The 19,891-nt window shown below is 61.1% G+C and carries 15 protein-coding genes; 2 read left to right on the top strand and 13 right to left on the bottom strand.

Annotation, left to right across the window (positions count from 1 at the left end):
* Window positions 1–13 precede the first annotated feature (13 nt).
* The 5 genes from ACFP6B_RS08990 to leuS all read right to left on the bottom strand — a co-directional run bounded on the left by ACFP6B_RS08990 (window position 14) and on the right by leuS (window position 7,113).
* On the bottom strand, window positions 14–943 hold the full coding sequence (locus ACFP6B_RS08990; RefSeq protein ID WP_377129367.1) for a ComEC/Rec2 family competence protein: 930 nt from the start codon (window positions 941–943) through the stop codon (window positions 14–16).
* Complete coding sequence (locus ACFP6B_RS08985; protein ID WP_377129365.1) at window positions 940–2,283, bottom strand: ComEC/Rec2 family competence protein; 1,344 nt, start codon at window positions 2,281–2,283, stop codon at window positions 940–942. The genes ACFP6B_RS08990 and ACFP6B_RS08985 overlap by 4 nt, the downstream gene beginning before the upstream one ends.
* 245 nt (window positions 2,284–2,528) lie before the next feature.
* Window positions 2,529–3,461, bottom strand: a complete 933-nt coding sequence (locus ACFP6B_RS08980) for a helix-hairpin-helix domain-containing protein (RefSeq protein WP_377129363.1) — start codon at window positions 3,459–3,461, stop codon at window positions 2,529–2,531.
* A gap of 180 nt (window positions 3,462–3,641) precedes the next feature.
* Window positions 3,642–4,550: a DegV family protein gene (locus ACFP6B_RS08975; RefSeq protein WP_377129361.1), complete on the bottom strand. Its 909-nt coding sequence runs from the start codon at window positions 4,548–4,550 to the stop codon at window positions 3,642–3,644.
* A gap of 124 nt (window positions 4,551–4,674) precedes the next feature.
* Window positions 4,675–7,113 carry a leucine--tRNA ligase gene (gene leuS, locus ACFP6B_RS08970; RefSeq protein ID WP_237185766.1) on the bottom strand — a complete coding sequence of 813 codons (2,439 nt, stop codon included), beginning with the start codon at window positions 7,111–7,113 and terminating at the stop codon, window positions 4,675–4,677.
* Window positions 7,114–7,346: 233 nt separating this feature from the next.
* On the opposite strand from leuS, the gene ACFP6B_RS08965 reads away from it, so the two are divergent.
* Both ACFP6B_RS08965 and ACFP6B_RS08960 read left to right on the top strand, forming a co-directional pair.
* Window positions 7,347–8,264, top strand: coding sequence for an alpha/beta fold hydrolase (locus tag ACFP6B_RS08965; RefSeq protein WP_377129359.1), 918 nt, complete (start codon window positions 7,347–7,349; stop codon window positions 8,262–8,264).
* A gap of 1 nt (window position 8,265) precedes the next feature.
* A complete protein-coding gene (locus ACFP6B_RS08960; protein WP_377129357.1) occupies window positions 8,266–9,378 on the top strand; it encodes a glycosyltransferase family 4 protein in 1,113 nt (370 codons plus the stop codon).
* Window positions 9,379–9,430: 52 nt separating this feature from the next.
* Here ACFP6B_RS08960 and ACFP6B_RS08955 read toward each other — a convergent pair whose 3' ends face one another.
* From ACFP6B_RS08955 to carB, 8 genes are all read right to left on the bottom strand, one after another.
* On the bottom strand, window positions 9,431–11,515 hold the full coding sequence (locus tag ACFP6B_RS08955) for a primosomal protein N' (protein WP_377129355.1): 2,085 nt from the start codon (window positions 11,513–11,515) through the stop codon (window positions 9,431–9,433).
* A gap of 14 nt (window positions 11,516–11,529) precedes the next feature.
* A complete protein-coding gene (gene metK / locus ACFP6B_RS08950; RefSeq protein ID WP_237237286.1) occupies window positions 11,530–12,735 on the bottom strand; it encodes a methionine adenosyltransferase in 1,206 nt (401 codons plus the stop codon).
* Between the two features lie 5 nt (window positions 12,736–12,740).
* Window positions 12,741–14,039 carry a bifunctional phosphopantothenoylcysteine decarboxylase/phosphopantothenate--cysteine ligase CoaBC gene (gene coaBC / locus ACFP6B_RS08945; RefSeq protein ID WP_377129352.1) on the bottom strand — a complete coding sequence of 433 codons (1,299 nt, stop codon included), beginning with the start codon at window positions 14,037–14,039 and terminating at the stop codon, window positions 12,741–12,743.
* A gap of 13 nt (window positions 14,040–14,052) precedes the next feature.
* Entirely contained in the window at window positions 14,053–14,439 is a 387-nt protein-coding gene (gene rpoZ, locus ACFP6B_RS08940) for a DNA-directed RNA polymerase subunit omega (RefSeq protein WP_377129350.1), read from the bottom strand.
* A 155-nt stretch (window positions 14,440–14,594) separates the two neighbouring features.
* Window positions 14,595–15,170 carry a guanylate kinase gene (gene gmk, locus ACFP6B_RS08935; protein WP_185172879.1) on the bottom strand — a complete coding sequence of 192 codons (576 nt, stop codon included), beginning with the start codon at window positions 15,168–15,170 and terminating at the stop codon, window positions 14,595–14,597.
* Between the two features lie 8 nt (window positions 15,171–15,178).
* Window positions 15,179–15,493 carry an integration host factor, actinobacterial type gene (gene mihF / locus ACFP6B_RS08930; RefSeq protein WP_237193816.1) on the bottom strand — a complete coding sequence of 105 codons (315 nt, stop codon included), beginning with the start codon at window positions 15,491–15,493 and terminating at the stop codon, window positions 15,179–15,181.
* A 241-nt stretch (window positions 15,494–15,734) separates the two neighbouring features.
* Window positions 15,735–16,577 (bottom strand): orotidine-5'-phosphate decarboxylase, encoded by an 843-nt coding sequence (pyrF, locus tag ACFP6B_RS08925; RefSeq protein WP_377129347.1) that lies wholly within the window; start codon window positions 16,575–16,577, stop codon window positions 15,735–15,737.
* On the bottom strand, window positions 16,577–19,882 hold the full coding sequence (carB, locus tag ACFP6B_RS08920) for a carbamoyl-phosphate synthase large subunit (protein ID WP_377129345.1): 3,306 nt from the start codon (window positions 19,880–19,882) through the stop codon (window positions 16,577–16,579). The genes pyrF and carB overlap by 1 nt, the downstream gene beginning before the upstream one ends.
* Window positions 19,883–19,891: the final 9 nt, after the last annotated feature.

Here is a 19,891-nt window from a genome sequence, read left to right as displayed (position 1 = left end):
CTTTTGTGCAGGTTTAGCCCGAGGCGGTCACCTCAATCCCCCGGTCACTGGTGGTCAGAGCCAGATGCCCCGAAAGGTCTGTGCGGGCAGCGGGGATAGAACGTTGGTTCAGGAAGCTGAGAATACTCTCATGCGGGTGCCCATAACTGTTGCCTGCTCCCACAGGGATGAGCGCTAGGGAGGGGCTGGCTGCGATGATCAGGTCGGTTCCGCTGCCCGCCGAGCCGTGGTGGGCTATTTTAAGGACGTCGGCAGGCACCTGCCCTGCCGATTCGGCAAGAAGCCGGTGGGCGGCGTCCGCTTCAAGATCCCCCGTGGTGAGCACGGTCAGCGGCCTCTGGCCGGTCTCCCTGGCAGGCAGGGTCCAATGGATGACGAGGGAGGAATTGTTAATCCAGCTAGAGGAGCCGGTTGCGCCGGGAATCCTCTGGGCCTGGGCCGGGGGCCAGAGCACCCGGCCCAGGGGCTGACCGGCTACCTCGTACCGCCCTGCGGTAACGGACTCTTCGGGGAAGGCCGAGCCCGCAAAAAGCCGATAGGCAGCTGTTCCTTGCGTGACCGGGGTCTGCTGCCCCTGCCTGCTGTAATGGGGTGACGTCACCAGCGTCGGCTGGGCGAAGTCACTTTGAACCTGTTCTAGCGCCCCATCGTGGTCGCTATGTGCATGGGTAATAAGCACAGCTTCCAGCTGATCAATACCAGCCCAGTCTAGACACGATGTAAGAGCAGGGTAATCGTCCCCGGTATCGAGTAGGTAGGCTGATTTCTGCCCGGTGCGTATGAGATGGGCATCCCCCTGGCCTACATCGCAAGTGATCCATTGCCAGTGGTCAGGGGCTCGGTTAGAGGACGGCCAGCGGTTCTGTAGCAGGAAGACCGCTAGACCAATCACCAGAGTTATGAGGGCCGTATCAATGAGGGCTTTGTGTCTTCTGCGATTCACGGCCTGCCCCCTAGCAGCCGAGGCAAGCGAGCCTGAGGCAGGGAGTTGAGAGACCTGTCCGCTGCGAGAACCAGCCAGCTGATACCCACAACGGCCAGCAGGGTCAACCCTAGAGTAAGCGGTGAAAGTGCCAAGGGTAGCTGGCTTGCCGGTAGCTTGTAGCACCAGGCAGCAACCGCTAGCAGCCCCTGGGTAAGAAAGCCACCGAGGTTCATGAGGGCATCGAGCAGGGGTTGGGCTAGCCCCAGGGTATAGCCGATGAGGGCAAGTAACCCCAGCACGGTAATGGGTGCTACCAAAGGGGCGGCCAGAAGGTTAGCTAGGACTGTATAGGGATAGATGGACTCAGAAAGTATCAGGATCACCGGCGTGCACCAGAGGCTAGCTGCACAGGGTAGGGCTACCAGATCAGCAAGCAGAAGGGGCAGCGCTCTACTGAGGAGGCGCGAGAGAGCCGGTGCCAGTATCAGGAGGGAAGCTGTAGCCACGACCGAGAGAATAAAGCCGTAGTGGGTGGCAAGGGGTGGCGCTGCCAGAAGAAGAGCCATCACGCAGGTTGAGAGGAAAGCCAGGCGGTAGGCTCCGTGGCCAAGAATCAGACCTAGAGCTCCCAGTAACCCCATTACCCAGGCTCTGAGTACAGAACCGTCAAGCCCTACCAGCACGACGTAGGCCGATGACGCGGCTACTCCGACTGCTATGAGGGCAGGGCGCCGGGGCCACAGCGGGTAGAGCAGACGGTAGGCGACGACAAAAATCAGAGTAATGTTGGCCCCCGAAACAGCTGTCAGGTGCGTTAGACCGGCCACCCGCAAAGATGAAAGAGCCGCTGCAGGAAGTGAAGAGTCATCGCCGTAGGCCATACCCAGGAGCAGGCCAGCCCGTTCGGCACCCAGATGGCCCACTGCCCTATCGCGCAACCCGCTCTTAAGTTCGAAGAGAGGGGCTACAGAAGCCGGTTGCTCCAGCAGGCTCACAGCTCCCTGCAACCGGTAGTAGGTTCCGCTGACCTTCAACTCCCCCACCGCGCTGACAGTGCTCCCCGGAATAAAAAGTTTATCTGTATAGATGCTGAGCGGTACCCGCTGGCTCCAGGTCCTAGTAGCCTGTCTCATCTCCACGGTTTCTACCTGCAACCTATACCCACCCGTCGGAGCAGGCCGGGCCTCAGTTACTTCAGCCGTCACTCGTATTCCCTGCCCGTTCAGAGTCTGCATCAGCTCCCACTGCTGAGGGTAGCCCCGGGCCTGAAGGGCAACAGTCTGTAAGGCAGCGAGCAGGCAGGTTAGCGCCAGAGTATATGACACAGAGACCGGTACCTGGGTCAGTGGACCTTTCACCTTCGCAATACTTTTCCGAACTAAAATCTGGGCGCTGCACCAGGAGCCCAGAGCAAGACAAGCGAGCAGGGCCCCAGCCCAGAGCGCACACCGGGCCCCGGCAAGAATCCACAGAGCAGTAAAACACCAGAGCCCCACAGCAGGTACCACAAGACGGGCATCGGTCAGACGCGGTTGCACCCGCCGATGTTCGGCCCGTTCAGCCTGTGCCTGCTGCCAGCTCCGCCCAGCAGCCAGTACCCTTTTCATACCGTCACCAGCGGGCGGAGAGCTTCAAGAGTGGCTGGACCAATGCCCGAAACCTGGTCCAGCTCATCCACCGAGCTGAAACCCCCGTACTGCTCCCGCCAGCTAATAATCGATGCAGCCAGCACCGGGCCGACCTTCGGCAGGGTCTGAAGCTCTTCGGTGCTTGCCGTATTGATATTCACTAGCCCGGCGGCGTCCGCGCCCCGGTCTGTACCGGGAAACGTGCCAGCCGACCCGTGAGCGGCCTCGGCGCCACCCTCTGAACTAGGTGGTGCCTCGCCCTGCACCGGAATATACACCTGGCTCCCGTCGCTGGCAGGGGCTGCCAGGTTGATCGCCGATGTATCAGCATCGTCCCTGAGCCCGCCGGCAGCTGTGACCGCATCGTTTACCCGGCTCCCAGAATCCAGCTCATAGACTCCCGGGGTCTGCACCGCGCCGGCAACATGAACCACCACAGGCGCACCTCCCCCATGAGCGGCAACTGAAGTAGCGTCCGCCCCGGTGCTCAGCCCCTGACCAGCCTCATCACCCTGCACCGGGCTACCCCCATCAGCCTGCACCGTGGCTTCCCCAGAAGGGGCCACAGGAACCGCCGACACAGACGAGCCGCCACCAGAAAACACCACAGGCCACAGAGCAACAAGACCCAAGACAAGAGCAAGAATCACCAGAGCACCTGTAGGCACCCGCCATCGGGTCACCGAAGCCTGCGGGCCAAGACCGGGAGCCTCCGAATCGGAAGACGCCAAAGCACGCTCAAGAAGCACCCGATGGCGGGGGCTCCGTGTGGCGCTCGCAGGAGCAGGGCCGTGGCGCCTGCTGCGCAAGAGATAGTCAGTCTGACTCGGCTGACCTGTATCGATATCGGCAGGTTCAATCGAAACAGACGGTAGGGTATCAGCGGGGTACCTAGAGTTCTGAGACATGGCCCCAGGCTAAGAGCTTCCGAGCGGCTAGGCCAAGGCCAAAGGCACCTGTGGATAAAGCCCCTCCCACCAATCTGCGGAAATTAGCCCCAGAAACCTCGTAGGTGGTGCACCCGAGTCACAAGATGACGCGACTCAGGCCCCTATCCACAGGGGCTCTGCACCATCTTGAACATAACTCTAGAAAATAACGGCTGCCAGGGCCCCTAAGCCCGCATGGGCAGAGAGCACCGGGGGCAGGGGCGTCAGCACGGCCCCAGAGGCGATAGACCCCAGGGTCTGCTGAAACTCCCGCGCCTGCTCCTCATTACCGCTGTAATGGATGGCAACCACCTGCCCCTGGCGTCTGAGCAGGTTGGCTGACTCCCTATCCTTCAGCGGCACATCTAGCGGTAATTCACCGGCCCGCTCGGCACTGGCCTGTTCGGTCAAAACTGCAAGCCGTTCAATCGCCTTAGCTGTAGTGCGGGGGCGCTCAACGTAGTGCAGTTTGCCATCGAGCACGGTAGCCACAGGCCGAATCTGAAACATCTGGCCCACCATAGCTAGAGCGGGGCTGACGCGTCCGCCCCGTTTAAGAGCGTCCAGGGTAGGGATGAAGAAAAAGAGTTCGGTAGAAGCACAGAGCTCCTCGGCTACAGCGGTGGCCTGTTCTAAGTCCTGCTCTCGGGCAAGGAGACGGTGCAGGCGGAGCACGGGCTCGCCCAGCCCCATCGCCAAGTTGAACGAGTCAACCACCACCACCGGCACATCGACCAGGTGCGCCGCTAAACGGGCCGCATCGCAGGTACCCGACAGCTCCCCCGATAAGTGAACCGAAATAATCGCAGAGTAGCCTTGTGCTGCCAGCTGCTCGTAGGCGTCCACCAGGGTGCCCGGCGCAACGCCGGAGGTCAGCACCTGCTCCCCCTGAACATGAGCCAAAGCGATAGCGGCATCTATCTGATCGGCCGGTAGGTCATCCAAAGCACGGTCGCCCACGGTAACCGGTAGCTCAACCAGACTAAACCCGCCTTCGGCCTTGAGCTCTTCAAGGGTAGCGGCGGGCAGGGCAGCAGATGAATCGGTGACCAGGGCTATAGAACGCACCTCACTACTCTACCGCCTAGCCAAGCCCTTGGAGTGACTCAGTCCATAGCAATCACCCAAAAGATAGAAAATCGGGTGCCCCTCGCTACGGAAGGAGCACCCGATGATATCTATCTAGATCTCACTAGATCACAATGTTGACCAGCTTGGGGGCACGCACAATAACCTTGCGTACTTCAGCGTCGCCTAGGGCTCGCTGAACGGCCTCTGACCCCAGGGCCAGGGCTTCAAGATCGGCTTCGGAAATATCCTTGGCGACCTCCAGGCGGTCCTTGACCTTGCCCTTGACCTGCACGATTGCAGTGACGGTATCGTCTACCAGCTGGGCCGGGTCGACCTCGGGCCAGCCGGCGGTCAGTACCGGGGTATCGTGGCCGAGCAGATGCCAGGCGTCCTCTGCGGTGTAGGGGGCGTAGAGGGAGAGCAGGATGGCGATAGTCTCAGCAGCCTCGCGGACGGCCGGGTCGGCAGCACCTGCACCGGAGTCAATGACCTTGCGGGTAGCGTTGACCAGCTCCATGGTCTTGGCCACGGCAACGTTGAACTTGCCGTTCTCTACCAGGGCATCGACGTCGTGGACGGTGCGGTGCACCAGCTTGTGCAGGGCAGCGTCGCCGCTTGCGCCGTCCGCCCCCACCTCGCTGGTGACGTCCTGGGCAACGCGCCAGGCGCGGGCCAGGAACTTCTGCATACCTGCGGGGGAAACGTCAGCCCAGTCGACATCGTCCTCGGGCGGGGAGGCGAAGACCATGACGGTGCGGACGGCATCGACGCCGAACTTATCGAGCTGCTGGCCCAGGTCAACACCGTTACCCAGTGACTTGGACATAGCCTTACCCTGGTTGAGCACCTGGCCCTGGTTCATCAGGGCCTTGAAGGGCTCAGAGTGTTCAATCAGGCCCAGGTCGCGGATGACCTTGGTGAAGAAGCGGGCGTAGAGCAGGTGCAGAATCGCGTGCTCAACACCGCCGACGTACATGTCGACCTGGTTCCACTTCTTCATCTGCTCGGGGTCGAAGATAGCCTGGTCGTAATTCGGTGAGACGTAGCGCAGGAAGTACCAGGAGGAATCCACGAAGGTGTCCATGGTGTCTGAGTCGCGCTTGGCGTCCTTACCGCAGACGGGGCAGGGAACGGTGTTCCAGTCGGTGGCAGCTGCCAGGGGTGATTGGCCCTTGGGCGCCAGGTCTTCACCGGCCAGGTTATCGGGAAGCAGGACGGGCAGCTGCTCTTCCGGAACCAGCTGTTCGCCGTGCTCTTCACAGTGGATGACGGGGATGGGGCAGCCCCAGAAGCGCTGGCGGGAGAGCAGCCAGTCACGCAGGCGGAAGTTGACCTTGCCGGTGCCTACACCCTTCTCTTCAAGAATCTCGATGGCCTTTGAGATACCGTCAGCTTTGTTCAGGCCATCCAGCGGGCCGGAGTTGATGTGTACACCATCGCCGGTGGTAGCGACGCCGGTTTCTGCCGGGTCGTCCTCACCGGTGTCGAGAACGGTGATGACGGGGATATCGAACTTGCGGGCGAAGTCCAGGTCGCGCTGGTCGTGGGCGGGAACCGCCATCAGCGCACCGGTGCCGTAGTCGGCCAGGGCGTAGTCCGAGGCCCACAGGGGCAGTTTATCGCCGGTCAGGGGGTTGATAGCGTAACGGCCCAGGAAAACGCCGGTCTTCTCGCGGTCGGTGGACTGGCGGTCGATATCCGACAGAACCTTGATCTCTTCGCGGTAGGCTTCCAGGGCTTCCCGCTGGTCGTCGGTTACCAGGTCGAGGGCCAGGTCGGCGTCGGCTGCCACGATGAAGAAGGTTGCTCCGTAGAGGGTATCGGGGCGGGTGGTGAAGACGTCTACGGTGGTGGCGGGCTTGTTGCCGGCAGCCTCAACCTCAAAAGTAACCTCGGCACCCTCGGAACGGCCGATCCAGTTGCGCTGCATAGCCAGCACGCGGTCGGGCCAGTGGCCCTCCAGTTCCTTCATGTCGTCCAGCAGTTCCTGGGCGTAGTCGGTGATCTTGAAGTACCACTGGTTCAGAGACTTCTTGGTCACGGGGGTGTGGCAACGTTCGCACTCGCCGTTGACAACCTGCTCGTTGGCCAGCACGGTCTGGTCCTTGGGGCACCAGTTGACCTGGGAGTACTTACGGTAGGCCAGGCCCTTCTTGTAGAACTGCTGGAAGAGCCACTGGGTCCACTTGTAGTATTCGGGGTCAGAGGTGTGCAGGCGGCGGGACCAGTCGGTCATAATGCCGTAGCGCTTGAAAGAACCGGCCTGGGTCTCGATGTTCTTGTAGGTCCACTCTTTGGGGTGGGTGTTGTTCTTGATGGCTGCGTTTTCTGCGGGCAGGCCGAAGGAGTCCCAGCCGATGGGGTGCAGCACATCGTAGCCCTTTTGCTTCCAGAAGCGGGCGGTGACGTCGCCAATGGCGAAGGCTTCGGCGTGGCCCATGTGGAGGTCGCCGGAGGGGTAAGGGAACATGTCCGCTACGTAGCGGGTTTCCTTGCCTTCTTCGTTGGTGGGTTCAAAAACCTTGGTTTCTTCCCAGTAGGGCTGCCACTTGGCTTCCATGGAGCGGAAGTCCCAGGTGGTTTCGTTCTGTTCGGTAGGTTCTACCTCAGCAGTCACCGTGTTTCCTGTCTGTCGAGTGGTGCTTACGCTTTTTGGGCGCGCACGAGTCTGAGCTGTCAATAGTTTGCTTCCTAGTGTACCGCGCTTGGGCTTGCTTTGCCCGGTGGCAGTTTGCCCACTGAGAAGTGGGCGGTGAGGCGGTACAGTGGTGGGGGTAGAGAGAAGGAGTCACCATGTCTGCAAGCCCCCACTCGGCCGGTGTTTTTGAGCCGGTACCTCAGCAGGTTCCTGCCGGGACGCGCTACGAGGGCTGGGCTGGTGGCACCTATAGTCGCTGGTGGGTGTATGGAAACGCGGACGCCGCTCCCCTGGTTTTGGTGCACGGCTTTAGGGGCGATCACCACGGCCTCGAAATCATTGCCACCGGCCTGAAGGATTTTTGTGTTTATATCCCTGATCTGCCGGGCTTTGGCAAAACTGCCCCGATTGAGGGGGCTGAGCATGCGGTGAGCACCTATGCTGCCTGGTTGGTTGATTTCATTGAGACCGCTGTGGGCAGCCCGGTGCACCTGGTGGGTCACTCTTTCGGGTCGATCGTGAGCTCTTATACCGCCCTGGTGCGCCCCCATCTGGTAGAGCGTTTGACCCTGATTAACCCCATCTGCCAGCCTGCCCTTGAGGGGGACCAAAAGGTGATGAGTCGCCTGGCTGAGCTCTATTACGGTGCGGGAGCTGCCCTACCTGCTTCCCTGGGCTTTGCCCTGCTGCGTTCCCGCCTGGTGACCAGATTGAGCAGTGAGTTCATGATGAAAAATCACGACCCCGCCCTGCGCCGGTTCATCAACGGCCAGCACGATGCCTACTTCGGTGCCTTTGCCTCCCGCGAGGCGGTTCTACAGGCCTACCGGGCTTCTATCAGTTCTACCGCAGCTGATTTCACCTCGGCCCTGCCGATGCCGGTCCAGCTCATTGTGGCAGAGAAAGACGACCTGGGTACCCTAGAACTTCAGCAGGCCATGGCCCGTAAACTCCAGCGGGGGCGGCTTGATATCATTCCCGAGGTCGGCCATCTGATTCACTACGAGACTCCCCTGCGGGCTGCCTCCCTGATTGCTGACTTTCATTCCCAAGACCTGGAGGAGGGCAAGTAGCATGAAACTCTTTATTGATGCTCGCTATACCCGCATCGGTTTTCACGACGGGATTAGCCGCTACACCGCGTCCTTACTCTTTGCCCTCAAGGAGCTCGCGGACGCCGGTGACCGGCGCCTGCCCGAAGGCCTGGAGCTCACCATGGTGGTGAGTGATGAACGTCAGCTTGAGATGCTCCCCGACCTGCCGTCCGTGCAGATCTGTGCACCGACGTCTGCTCTGGAACCCACCGCCGCCCTGCAGCTCAACCGCTACTTACCCGACGTGGTCTTTTCGCCCATGCAAACCATCGGGCTGGGTGGGCTGGGCAGGCAGTTCAAGCTGATCCTGACCCTGCACGATTTGATTTACTACTCCCACCCCACGCCGCCGGGCTTCCTCCCCCTGCCGGTTCGGCTGGGCTGGCGGGCCTTCCACACCACCTACGCGCCCCAGCGCTACCTGCTGAACCGGGCGGACGCCGTCGCTACGGTCTCGCAGACCACGGCGGCTTTGATGCGGGAGCACGAGCTGACCACCAACCCCATTACGGTGATACCCAATGCCCCCCAGACTAAGGACTTTGTGACCCAGGAGCAGGCGCTCGAATTGGCCACGGCGCGTACTAAAGACCTGATCTACATGGGCTCCTTCATGCCCTACAAAAACGTTGAAACCCTGCTGCAGGCCATGAAGTTCCTACCGGACTACCGCCTGCACCTACTCTCCAAGGCAGCCCCGGCACGTCTGGAGGAACTTGCCCCTCTTGCGGGAGAAAACGTGGTGTTCCACGGGGGAACCAGCGATGAAGACTACCGCCAGCTGCTCCGTACCGCCGCCGCCCTGCTCACCGCCTCGCGGGAAGAAGGCTACGGGCTGCCAGTAGTGGAGGCCCAGTCGGCGGGCTGCCCCGTAGTGCTGTCGGATATCCCGATTTTCCGGGAAATTGCCCCTTCAGCCCTCTTTGCTGAGACCAACTCCCCCTTTGCCTTTGCGCAGGCGGTACGCGACCTAGAAGACCGGCAAGTCCAGCAGAGAAGCATTGTGAACGGTCTTGCGGACGCCGCCCGCTACACCTGGGAACAGAGCGCCCTCACCCTACTAGATTTAGCTTCTTCCCTTCATCGGCAGTAGAAGCCTAGCCGCCCCGGGCGCTTGCCCCCGCTACCCCAGGCACCGGGCAGACCTAGAGAATATCGAGCCCGTCGCAGCGTATCTGCACGGGCTCGCTCTTTTTCAGGGCAGCTAGTGAAGCCTTGATAGAGCGCAGGTGGTGGGTGAGTTTGGGTCCCACGGCATAGGGGAAGAAGATAATGGCGCGGTAGAGGTCGCTGTCGACCTCCCCCTCGTAGTAGCCGGTTGAATCGGCCAGGGGCATGGGGCCGTTGACGCGGGCCTCATCGGGCAGGGTAATAGCCTCCAAAAAGACCTGCACGGCACGCTCACTACCGGTAATGGCGGCGGTGCGGACGGCCGGGGGTAGGCCAATTTCGGCACGCTCGTCCATTTCCCAGAGGGCAAAGCCCATGGGGTCCCAGCGCACCAGGGCTTCAAGAGCTGCCGAGGGGCTGGCCGTGGTGACGACGCGGCCGCCCACGGCAAAGGAGCGCACCAGGGCTGCCGCGTTGAGCCAGCGCCGAAGGGCGGTTTCAGGGGCGCGCAGGGAGTCGAACTGGAGCATTCGGTCGGCATCGAGCAGCAGGGCGGCCGCATAGCCGCCCTCAGCTACCGGTTCGCCGCCGGGGGTGGCGATGACCAGGGCCGGTTCTGGGCCGATACTGGTTTTGATGTTCTCGCCGCTGGAGGTGATCACCGGAACCCCTGGAAAGGCCCGCCCCAGTTCTTCTGCGGTTCGCAGGGCACCGGCGATACCGGTACGCCAGCGGTTATACCCGCAGTCAAGGCAGTGCCAGTGGTGGGCCAGGTGGCCGCACCAGCCGCACTGGGGGGCACTTCCCCCGGCGGGCTGGGTCAGGGGGCCGCGACAGTTATCGCAGCGGGCGGGCATGCGGCAGCGCTGGCAGGCCAGGGCGGGGATGTAGCCGGCACGGGCCACCTGGATTAGCACGGGCCCCGTAGCGAGGGCGTCCTTGGCTACGGCGAAAGCCTGGTGGGGTATGCGGGCAATAGCTGCCAGGGGGTCGCGGGCAAGCTGATAGTCATCGCCGGTGGGCATCACCCGGGGAGTAAAAGACCTGACCAGGGCCCTGTCTGCCCCCAGGTAGCTAGCCCAGCGGGTGCGGACCAGGCGGGCTGCCTCGCTGGATACCGCATAGCCCATGAAGAGCGCCGCCGTTTTTTCGAGGGTGGCCCGCAGTAGAAGAACGTCACGGGCCTGGCAGTAGGGGGCCCGCTGCTCAACCAGGGAAGAGTCCCCGTCATCCCAGCAGGCAACCAGACCCAGGTTTGCTACGGGAGCGTAGGCAGCTGAACGAGTACCGATCACGATACGCACCTGGCCGCTTTGCGCTTTCAGATAACTGCGGTAGCGGGGGGTGGGCTTGTCGTTGGCAGTCAACCGCACAAAGGCGCTCTCGTCTACCAGCTCTTCGAGGGCGGCTGTGAGCCGGTCAAGGCTCTTATGATCTGGCACCACGGCTAGGGCTCCCCTGCCGGTGGAGGCGGTAGCTACCAGGGCGGACGCCAGCAGCTGCTCCCAGCTCCGTTCAGGGTGGGAGGGTAGCACGGCCATCACCGCCCGGGCCTGATGGCCGGCAAGCAGGTCTTCACAGAACTCTGCCCCCTGGGCGTAGTCGGAGAAGCCGGTGAGGTCGGGGCAGTCTGGTGTGGGCGCTTCGGCCGGGTCTTCGGACTCTATAAAAGCTTTCTCAACGCTAGCGACCCGCGGGGGTACAGCCAGGCGAAGCACATCGGGAACCAGCCCCGCGTAGCGCTCCGCTAGGGCATCGGCTAACTCAAAGACTTCGGGGGTAACAACAGGCAGGGGCGAAATCACCTTGTGCAGGGGTACCAGGCGGGCGGGGGCGTCCGAATGTTCTACCCGCTCCCGCAACCAGCCAGTGACCTCTCTCCCCCCGAACTTAACCCGCACCCGTACCCCGGGCTGGGCCTCTTCATCAAGAGCCGCTGGTACCCGGTAGTCAAAGAGCCTATCGAGGTGGGGCACATGGGTGTCGATGTGTACGCGGGCAATCGGCAGCTGCACCGCAGCGTCCTCGGCTGCCGTGGAGCCGACCAGGTGCGCATCGGGTATATCGAATCCCTGCAACAAATCAGGTTGCAGGGATTCGGGGGTGGGTGCCGTTGTCATACAGACATTTTAGCTTAGAGGCCTACAGCCGCCTTGAGTTCGTTGACGCGGTTGGTGCGCTCCCAGGTGAACTCGCGCTCTTCGCGGCCGAAGTGGCCGTTGGCTGCGGTCTTGGCGTAGATAGGACGGCGCAGCTCTAGGTCGCGAATGATGGCCAGTGGGCGCAGGTCGAAGACCTCGCGGATAGCCTGTTCAATCTTGAAGATTTCGACCTTTTCGGTGCCGAAGGTTTCAACGTAGATACCAACAGGTGCAGCCTGGCCAATAGCGTAGGCGACCTGGACCTCGGCACGGTCGGCGAGTCCGGCAGCAACGATGTTCTTGGCAACCCAGCGCATGGCGTAGGCGGCAGAACGATCAACCTTGGAGGGGTCCTTACCTGAGAAGGCACCGCCACCATGGCGGGCCATACCACCGTAGGTATCCACAATAATCTTGCGGCCGGTCAGACCGGCATCGCCCACGGGGCCGCCCTGAACGAAGCGACCTGCGGGGTTGATGATGAACTTGGCCTGGGAAGAGTCAAAGTCGAAGCTGGCCAGAACCGGCTCAATCACGTACTGCTGAATATCGGCTGCAAGCTGGTCGAGATCGTAGTCTGCGGTGTGCTGGGTTGAGACCACAACGGTATCAATCATGACGGGCTTGAAGTTCTCGTCGTAGCCCAGGGTGACCTGGGTCTTACCGTCGGGGCGCAGGTTGGGCAGGGTGCCGTCCTTGCGCACCTTGGTCAGCTGCTCGGCCAGGCGGTGCGCAACGTAAATAGGGGCGGGCATGAGCACTTCGGTCTCATTGGTGGCGTAACCGAACATGATGCCCTGGTCGCCTGCGCCCTGGCGGTCCAGGTCGTCGGCTGCGGTGCCCTGGCGGGCTTCGAGGGAGTTGTAAACACCCGAGTTAATGTCGGGTGACTGCTCGCCAATCGATACAGATACGCCACAGAATTCGCCGTCGAAGCCGTGGGTGGATGAGTTATAGCCGATGTTGAGGATAGTCTTGCGCACAATGCTGGGGATGTCGACGTAACCGTTGGTGGTTACCTCACCCGCTACGTGCACCTGGCCGGTGGTGACCAGGGTTTCAACCGCTACGTTTGAGAGCGGATCAACGGTCAGTAGGGCGTCCAGGATTGAGTCAGAGATCTGGTCACAAATCTTGTCGGGGTGGCCCTCGGTCACGGACTCACTGGTGAATAAACGAAGATGATTATTTTCAGTCACGGTTTTTACTGTACTTCTCTCGGCCCGGTGGGGCTACTTGGTGAATGATTGTTGAATTCTTGCGCTATATGACGAAGTATTACGCGGGAGACGTCGAGCTTGCTGCCTTGGAGGGTTACCTCGCGGTCATTCTGGCCTGAGAGCAGGGTAATAGTGTTGCTATCGGCCCCAAACCCCTGGGTTTCGCTCACGGTATTCACCGCCAGGTAGTCACAGCCCTTGCGCGCCAGCTTGGCGCGGCCGTAGTCGAGCGGGCTGGTGGTAGCATCCCCGGTCTCGGCGGCAAAACCAACGATGGTGTGGGGTGCTCGCTGCGGGTTTTCCTCACGGTAGAGCACGGCTTCTTTGAGGACGTCGGGATTGCGCACCAGCCTAATCACGGGGTCTTGGCCGGGGTCGTCCGTCTTTTTAATCTTGGCGTCCGCGTACTCTGCCGGCCTGAAGTCGGCCACTGCCGCGGTCATTATCAGGACGTCGGTGGCTGCCAGGTGCTCAAACACGGCTTCGCGTAGCTGCAGGGCACTCGATACCCGGGTGACCCGGTGCAGGTTACCCGGTATCTCGACCTCAACATGAGCTGCTATGAGGTGTACCTGGGCGCCGAGTTCGGTAGCGGCAGTAGCAAGGGCGATGCCCTGCTTGCCCGAGGACCGGTTGCCCAGAAAGCGCACCGGATCAAGGGCTTCTCGGGTACCGCCGGCTGTAATGAGCAGTCGCTGCCCAGCTAGGGGCTGCTCCCCTGCCTCAACCGGCTGGCCCTCCCCCGCGGCATCCTGATCCCAGCCCAAAAGGGCTAGGGCCTGGGCATAGATATCCTCGGGTTCAGGCAGGCGCCCCACGCCGGAGTCGGGGCCGGTCAGACGGCCCACGGCAGGCTCGATGACGTGGTAGCCGTAGGATTTCAGGGTCGCTACGTTGGCCTGGGTAGCCGGGTGCTCCCACATCTGGGTGTGCATCGCCGGCGCTAAAATGACCGGGGCGTGAGTGGTCAGCACGGTTGCGGTCAGCAGATCGTTAGCCCGCCCAGCCGCTAAACGGGCCATGAGGTCGGCTGTCGCCGGGGCAACGATCACAGCGTCAGCCTGCTCAGCCTGCTGCACATGATTGACCTCGGGAACCCGCTCAAAGACGTCCACCGACACCGGGTTGCCGCTCAGGGCTTCAAGAGTAGGCTGCCCCACAAACTTGAGGGCAGCCTCGGTGGGCACCGCAATAACCTCGTGCCCGGCCTTACCAAAAAGACGAAGGAGCATTGCCGCCTTATAGGCAGCAATGCCCCCTCCAATGCCAATAACAACTCGCATGAGCTACTGCAGATTAGGCCTGATCTGCATCTTCAGCGTCGACGTATTCAACGAAGGGCTCGTCGATGTAGAAGTCGCCACCGGCCAGGAATGCGCTGGGCTCATCCTCGTGCAGCAGGGTGCCGTTTTCATCGAACTGGCCATCAGTAATATGGCGGGCCTCAATCAGGCCTTCGTTGATTTCACGCATAGCCACAGAGAGCGACTTCTCGTTGGGCTCAGAATCTACCAGGGGGCCTACGTGATCGTACAGGTTCTCGTGAAGCTGTGAGTAGTAGGCGTTGATCTGGCGAGCACGGCGAGCACCAAAAATCACCAGACCGTACTTCGACTCAGCTTTTTGGATCAGAGCGTCTGCGCTGGGATTGATGATACCTTCATCGTTGTGTGCGTTTGCCACGTAAGACTCCATCTTGACTGTGCTTGCTCGCCACCGGGTCTACCGGTGGCATAAAACTCTACCTATACTATCGGTCAACCGTTTTTTTGTCACGCAAAAGGGCGGCGGTGCAGGGGTGATATTCCCCTAAACCGCCGCCCTAGCGACTCCCTGGCTTACTTGCGGTGAGCACCCATGAGGCGCACGATTTCTTCCGCCGCTTCTGCCACGGTTTCGTTGATGACGGTGTAATCAAACTCGGGCTCAGCAGCCAGCTCAATCTTGGCAGTATCGAGGCGGGCTTCCTGCTCCTGCGGTGACTCAGTTCCTCGACCAATAAGGCGGGAAACCAGTTCGTCCCAGCTGGGAGGGGCCAAGAAAATGAGCTGCGCTTCGGGCATGGCGTTGCGCACCTGGCGGGCGCCCTGCAGGTCGATTTCAAGTAGGACATGCTTACCGGCGTCGAGCTGCTTCTGCACCATGGAGCGGATCGTGCCGTACTTGTAGGAGTTGTGCACGGTGGCCCATTCCAGCATCTGGCGGTTCTCTACCATCGACTCAAACTCTTCGTCTGAGACGAAGTAGTAGTGCACGCCATCTTCTTCGCCCGGGCGGGGGTCGCGGGTAGTGGCGGAGACAGAGAACCACACCTCGGGGTAGTGCTCACGAATGTAAGCAGAAACGGTTCCCTTGCCAACAGCGGTGGGGCCAGCTAGCACGGTCAGTTTAGGTGCGGCAGTCTGTTCAGCCATGGTTTCCCTTATCGGTCGAGAAGATTGATGAGTGCCTTGCGCTGGTGGATACCAAGACCACGCAGACGGCGGGACGCAGCAATGTTCAGTTCGTTCAAAATGTTCTCGGTACGAACCTCGCCCACACCCGGCAGGGAGGTGAGCAGGTCGGTTACCTTCAGTCTAGCGACTGCTTCGTCAGTTTCGGCACGCTTGAGAACTTCTGCGATAGTAATCTGCTTGTTCTTTACAGCGTCCTTGATTTCGGCGCGGGTAACACGGGCCTTCTTGGCCTTTTCGCGGGCGGCGGCGCGCTGTTCTTCGGTGAGGGGCTGAAGAGGCATAATCCTTGTCCTTCTGTGCGAGATGCCGTGTAAGGCAAAAGGGGTGGGGTGTGTTGGAATAAACAAGCAACCGAGCAGCTTTGCTCGTTCTTGGGGGTTGTTGCTTATCTATTTGCGAACCAACAATTACAAAATAGCATGTCAGAAACGGTTATGGAAGATAGTTACTCGTCGGTAACCTCTTTTAAAGAAAAATGGTGGGAGTTTTTTCAAATTCCCACCATTTTTGTTGGTCTAGACTCTACCGGGCGTTTACAAGCTCGTCACGAGCCTTTTCAGCCGCCTGACGAAGCCCCTGAACCGACGGACCCGCCGCCAGCACACCTCGGCTCGAGTTCACCAACACCTGGTTCTCAATACCGGCAAAAACGGTATAGAGGTCGTGCGCTGTAGCTCCCTGGGCGCCGAAACCCGGTGCCAGAATGGGCCCGTTGAAGGTTGAGAGGTCAATCTCTAGCTTCTGCAGGGCATCAGCAACGGTGGCACCTACCACCAGCCCGCACGGCCCCATAGCCTCCCACTGGCGCTGGTCGTTCTCGGCACGGGCCGCGGCGATAATCGATGCGGCAACAGATGAGGTACCGCCGACATGCTGCACGGTCTGCCCCTCGGGGTTCGAGGTCAGTGCCAGCACGAAGGTACCCCGGTCATTGCGGGCGGCCAGGTCAAGGGCCGGACGCAGGGACTCAAAACCCAGGTAAGGGCTCAAGGTCACTGAATCGGTGCCCAGCGGCGAGGTCTCCCCCAGCCAAGCGTCCGCATAGGCAGCCATGGTCGAGCCGATATCACCGCGCTTGGCGTCGGCGACAACCAGCACACCGGCGTCCGCAGCATCGCGCTGAAGTTGCTCCAGAGCGGCAAGACCCGCAGAGCCGTGGCGCTCAAAGAGCGCCACCTGGGGCTTGAGGGCTGCGGCCACCGAGCCACAGGCCTCAAGCACGGTCGAGGCAAAGGTGCTTAAGGACGCCGCGGTGTCGGGCAGCCCCCAGGCATCAAGGAGGGAGGGGTGGGGGTCTATACCCACGCAGAGGGGCCCCTTCTCCCCCATGGCCGCAGCCAGGCGATCACCAAAACCGCGTGACATTAGGCCTCCCGGGCTTTCAGGGTAGCCTCAATGGAGGCGCCGTGTTCCTGCAGGCTCATGACGTCCCAGCTGTATTCGCGCAGGGCGTTAATACCCTGAACTGCGGCACCGAACTCAGAGACGGTGGTCATCACGGGGCAGCCTACCGAGGTGGCCGCAGCGCGAATCTCGTAGCCATCGCCACGGGCCTGACCGCCAGAGGGGGTGTTGAAAATCAGGTCGATGTCGCCATCGCGCACCATATCGACGATGGAGCGCTCCCCGTCCTTGGTTTCTGCAATCTTGGGGACGACCAGGGACTCCACCCCGTTGCGGCGCAGAACGTCTGCGGTACCGCCAGTGGAGACAATCTCGAAGCCTAGCTGCTGCAGCATCTTCACGTAGATGATGGAGTTGCGCTTGTCGCGGTTAGCTACGGAGACAAAGACCTTACCCTCGGTCGGCAGCTTAGAACCTGCAGATGCTTCAGCCTTAGCGAAGGCAGTATCGAAGTGGCGGTCCAGGCCCATGACCTCACCTGTTGAGCGCATTTCGGGGCCGAGTAGGGAGTCAACCACGATGCCCTCGGGGGTGCGGAAGCGGCTGAAGGGCAGCACAGCTTCCTTGACTGCGATGGCGGTTTCAGCGGGCAGGGAGGCACCGTCCATATTTGCGGGCAGGTAGCCTTCGACCTTGAGATCGGCAATAGTCTTACCGGTTCCAATCAGGGCCGCTGCCTTCGCCATCTGCACACCGGTTGCCTTTGAAACAAAGGGCACGGTGCGAGAAGCGCGGGGATTAGCCTCGATGACGTAGAGGATCTCAGAAGCTACGGCGAACTGAATGTTGATCAAACCGCGTACGCCCACGCCGGCGGCAATCTTGTAGGTTGCCTCCTTGACCTGCTCGATGACGTCCGGCCCCAGGGTAATGGGGGGCAGGGTGCAGGCAGAGTCGCCCGAGTGAATACCGGCCTCTTCGATGTGCTCCATGACGCCGCCCAGGTAAAGCTCTTCACCGTCAAAGAGAGCGTCGACGTCGATTTCGACGGCGTCCTCAAGGAACTTATCAATCAGTGCGGGCTGGGAGGGGGAAACCTCGGTGGCGTTCTCTAGGTAGCGGGCCAGCTGGGCCTCTGAGTAGACAATTTCCATGCCGCGGCCACCCAGTACGTAGGAGGGGCGCACCAGCACGGGGTAGCCAATCTCGTCCGCAATCTTCTTGGCATTCTCAAAGGTGTAGGCGGTGCCGTTCTTGGGGGAAAGCAAACCAGCTTCTTCGAGCACACGGGAGAATTCGCCGCGGTCCTCGGCCAGGTCGATAGCCTCGGGTGAGGTGCCCAGAATCGGGATGCCCGCTGCCTTGAGTTCCTGGGCCAGCTTGAGCGGGGTCTGGCCACCGAGCTGCACGAAGACGCCCAACAGGCCACCGGTACGACGCTCAGCCTCAACGATTTCGAGCACGTCTTCCAAGGTGAGGGGCTCGAAGTAGAGGCGGGTTGAGATGTCGTAGTCGGTTGATACGGTCTCGGGGTTGCAGTTGACCATGACGGTCTCGTAGCCGGCCTCGCGCAGCACCATGGAAGCGTGCACGCAGGAGTAGTCGAACTCGATACCCTGGCCGATGCGGTTGGGGCCGGAGCCCAGAATCATGATTGAGGGCTTCTCGTGGTGGGCTACCTCGTCCTCCTGGTCGTAGGAAGAGTAGTGGTAGGGGGTGAAGGCCTCAAACTCGGCGGCGCAGGTATCGACGGTCTTGAAGACGGGGCGGATGTTCAGGGCGTGGCGGATACCGCGCACCACTGCCTCGCTCATGCCGAGAATCTCACCGATCTGAGCGTCGGAGAAACCGTGACGCTTGGCCAGGCGCAGGGTGCGCTCGTCCAGGGTCTTTGAGGCGGCGATTTCTGCGGCAACCTCGTTGAGGAGCACCAGCTGGTCGAGGAACCAGGGGTCAATGGCGGTCGCCTCGTACATCTGCTCGACGGTAGCACCAGCCAGCAGGGCTCGCTGGACCTGGAAGATACGGTCGGTGGTAGCGGTCTTGCTCTGCTCAATCAGGGCGGCTAGCTCGTTCGCACCGAGTTCGGGGTTGTCGAAGTGGAAGGTTGAGCCCTTCTGCTCCATGGAGCGCATTGCCTTCTGCAGGGCTTCGGTGAAGTTGCGGCCCAGGGCCATGGCCTCGCCCACCGACTTCATGGTGGTGGTCAGGGTGGGGTCTGCTGCCGGGAACTTCTCAAAGGCAAAGCGGGGTACCTTGACCACGACGTAGTCGAGGGTGGGCTCGAAGGAGGCCGGGGTCTTCTGGGTGATGTCGTTGGGAATTTCGTCCAGGGTGTAGCCCAGGGAGAGCTTGGTAGCGATCTTTGCAATCGGGAAGCCGGTTGCCTTTGAAGCCAGAGCGGACGAGCGGGAGACACGGGGGTTCATCTCAATGACGATGACGCGGCCAGTCGCGGGATCAATAGCGAACTGGATGTTGCAGCCACCGGTATCGACGCCAACTTCGCGAATCACGTTGATAGCGATATCGCGAAGCTTCTGGTACTCGCGGTCGGTGAGGGTGAGGGCGGGAGCCACGGTGATGGAGTCGCCGGTGTGCACGCCCACGGGGTCGAAGTTTTCGATGGAGCAGACGACAACCACGTTGTCGTTCTTATCTCGCATCATTTCCAGTTCGTATTCCTTCCAGCCCAAGATGGATTCTTCGAGAAGAACCTCGCTGGTGGGGCTGTACTGGATACCGGCACCGGCGATGCGGTGCAGGTCTTCTTCGTTGTAGGCCATGCCTGAGCCCAGGCCGCCCATGGTGAAGGAGGGGCGCACGACCATGGGGTAGCCCAGTTCCTTGGCAGCTTCGAGGGCTTCGTCCATGGTGTGGACGATAACGGAGCGGGCAGACTCGCCACCGGCACGTTCGACAACGCCCTTGAAGGCCTCACGGTCTTCGCCCAGGTTAATGGCTTCAATGTTAGCGCCAATGAGCTCAACACCGTACTTATCGAGAATGCCCTGCTCATCGAGGGCGATAGCGGCGTTGAGGGCGGTCTGACCACCGAGGGTGGGCAGAATGGCGTCAGGCTTTTCCTTGGCGATAATCTTTTCGATGACCTCGGGGGTAATCGGTTCGATGTAGGTGGCGTCGGCGAACTCGGGGTCGGTCATGATGGTGGCCGGGTTGGAGTTGACTAGAATGACGCGCACGCCTTCTTCTTTGAGAACGCGCAGGGCCTGGGTGCCCGAGTAGTCGAATTCGGCGGCCTGACCAATGACGATCGGGCCAGAACCGATGACGAGGATTGAGTTGAGATCGTTACGCTTCGGCATGGTTCGGTG

Origin of the sequence: Rothia nasimurium (assembly GCF_042660305.1) — a bacterium.
In the GTDB taxonomy this organism is placed as follows: domain Bacteria; phylum Actinomycetota; class Actinomycetes; order Actinomycetales; family Micrococcaceae; genus Rothia; species Rothia nasimurium.
This window is presented reverse-complemented; position numbering and strand designations above follow the sequence as displayed.

Coding starts and splice junctions, on each gene's coding strand:
- carB (WP_377129345.1), bottom strand. CDS start 19,882: ATGCCGAAGCGTAACGATCTCAACTCAATCCTCGTCATCGGTTCTGGC.
- coaBC (WP_377129352.1), bottom strand. CDS start 14,039: ATGCGAGTTGTTATTGGCATTGGAGGGGGCATTGCTGCCTATAAGGCG.
- ACFP6B_RS08980 (WP_377129363.1), bottom strand. CDS start 3,461: ATGTCTCAGAACTCTAGGTACCCCGCTGATACCCTACCGTCTGTTTCG.
- gmk (WP_185172879.1), bottom strand. CDS start 15,170: ATGGCTGAACAGACTGCCGCACCTAAACTGACCGTGCTAGCTGGCCCC.
- pyrF (WP_377129347.1), bottom strand. CDS start 16,577: ATGTCACGCGGTTTTGGTGATCGCCTGGCTGCGGCCATGGGGGAGAAG.
- leuS (WP_237185766.1), bottom strand. CDS start 7,113: ATGGAAGCCAAGTGGCAGCCCTACTGGGAAGAAACCAAGGTTTTTGAA.
- ACFP6B_RS08960 (WP_377129357.1), top strand. CDS start 8,266: ATGAAACTCTTTATTGATGCTCGCTATACCCGCATCGGTTTTCACGAC.
- ACFP6B_RS08955 (WP_377129355.1), bottom strand. CDS start 11,515: ATGACAACGGCACCCACCCCCGAATCCCTGCAACCTGATTTGTTGCAG.
- mihF (WP_237193816.1), bottom strand. CDS start 15,493: ATGCCTCTTCAGCCCCTCACCGAAGAACAGCGCGCCGCCGCCCGCGAA.
- ACFP6B_RS08965 (WP_377129359.1), top strand. CDS start 7,347: ATGTCTGCAAGCCCCCACTCGGCCGGTGTTTTTGAGCCGGTACCTCAG.